The sequence below is a fragment of the Cupriavidus sp. 05T41 genome, from assembly GCF_056396525.1.
The window spans coordinates 1-1,091 of sequence record NZ_JBFTLQ010000199.1 but is presented as its reverse complement, the minus strand read 5'-3'; the positions used below and the strand labels follow the sequence as shown (position 1 = coordinate 1,091).

The following is a 1,091-nucleotide window of genomic DNA, read 5'->3' as shown; positions in this document are numbered from 1 at the left end:
GCCTGGACCCGCTCATGGCGTGCGTTCCAGCACCATGCMTTCGCGGCACGGCGTCTGGCATGCCAGGCGCCGCCGGCCGTCGATCGTCATGCGGCATTCCTGGCAACTGCCCATGCCGCAGAACGGCGCGCGCTGCTGGCCGCCACATGCGCGCCGCGCCCACGGCTGCCCGGCATGCGCCAGCGCCGCGGCAGCCGAGATGCCGGCGGGCACGCGCATGGGCTGGCCGTCCAGCCGTATGGTGATCATGGCGCCGGTGCCGGCAACCGTGCTGCGTCTCATGTCTTGTCTCCGGAGGCGGGCCGGGCGGCGCCGGCGGATGCCGGCAGGAACCGGCCCGGCGCGTACGGCAGGGGATCGAACGGCGGCGCGTGCMCGAGCAGCTGGGCCGCGAGCAGCCGCGCGCTGCCCGGCGCCGTKGTCACGCCAAGCCCTTCGTGGCCGGCCGCCAGCCACAGCCCCGGCTGGCCCGGCTGCGCGCCGATGAGCGGCAGGCCGTCAGGGGTGGCCGCGCGCACGCCGGTCCAGCAGCGGATGGCATTCATGTCCGCCAGCCCGGGCAGGTAGCCGGCCGCGCGCCGCAGCATGCGCGCGACGAGGCCGGCGTCCACGGCGGCATCGGCATGGTCGAACTGGCGCGACGAGCCGATCAGCAACTGGCCGGTGGGGCGCGGCTGCACATTGAACGCGACCGAGGTGCCCTCGGACTGGTGGGCGCTGGCGGCATAACCGAGTTCGACCAACTGGTGGCGCACGCGCGCCGGGTAGCGGTCGGTGATCACGAGATGGCCCTTCTTGGCGCGCAGCGGCAGTCCGGGCACCAGTTGCGCGGCGTGGATGCCGTTGGCCACGATGACCGCATCGGCCGTCAGCCGGGTGCCGTCGTCGAGCGTGACCTGGTTCGCCGCCACCGCGCGCACGGTGGCACGCCGGCGGTCGATGCGCGCGCCGCCCTGGGCAAGCAGCCAGGCGGCCGCGGCMGGGGCGTAGACGATGGCGTCCTCCTCCACCTTKAGCGCACCGGCCAGGCCCGGGCGCAGCATCGGCTCCGCGCGCGCCAGTTCGCGCGCGGTCAGCAGCGTGCCCGGGAC

General features: G+C 75.2%; 2 protein-coding genes. Both read right to left on the bottom strand.

The features are described from left to right. Positions 1-12 precede the first annotated feature (12 nt). Positions 13-282: a 2Fe-2S iron-sulfur cluster-binding protein gene (locus AC1DKV_RS40460; RefSeq protein WP_477139766.1), complete on the bottom strand. Its 270-nt coding sequence runs from the start codon at positions 280-282 to the stop codon at positions 13-15. Then, on the bottom strand, positions 279-1,091 hold an 813-nt coding region (locus AC1DKV_RS40455), incomplete at its 5' end, for an NAD(P)/FAD-dependent oxidoreductase (protein WP_477139765.1). The genes AC1DKV_RS40460 and AC1DKV_RS40455, both read right to left, overlap by 4 nt.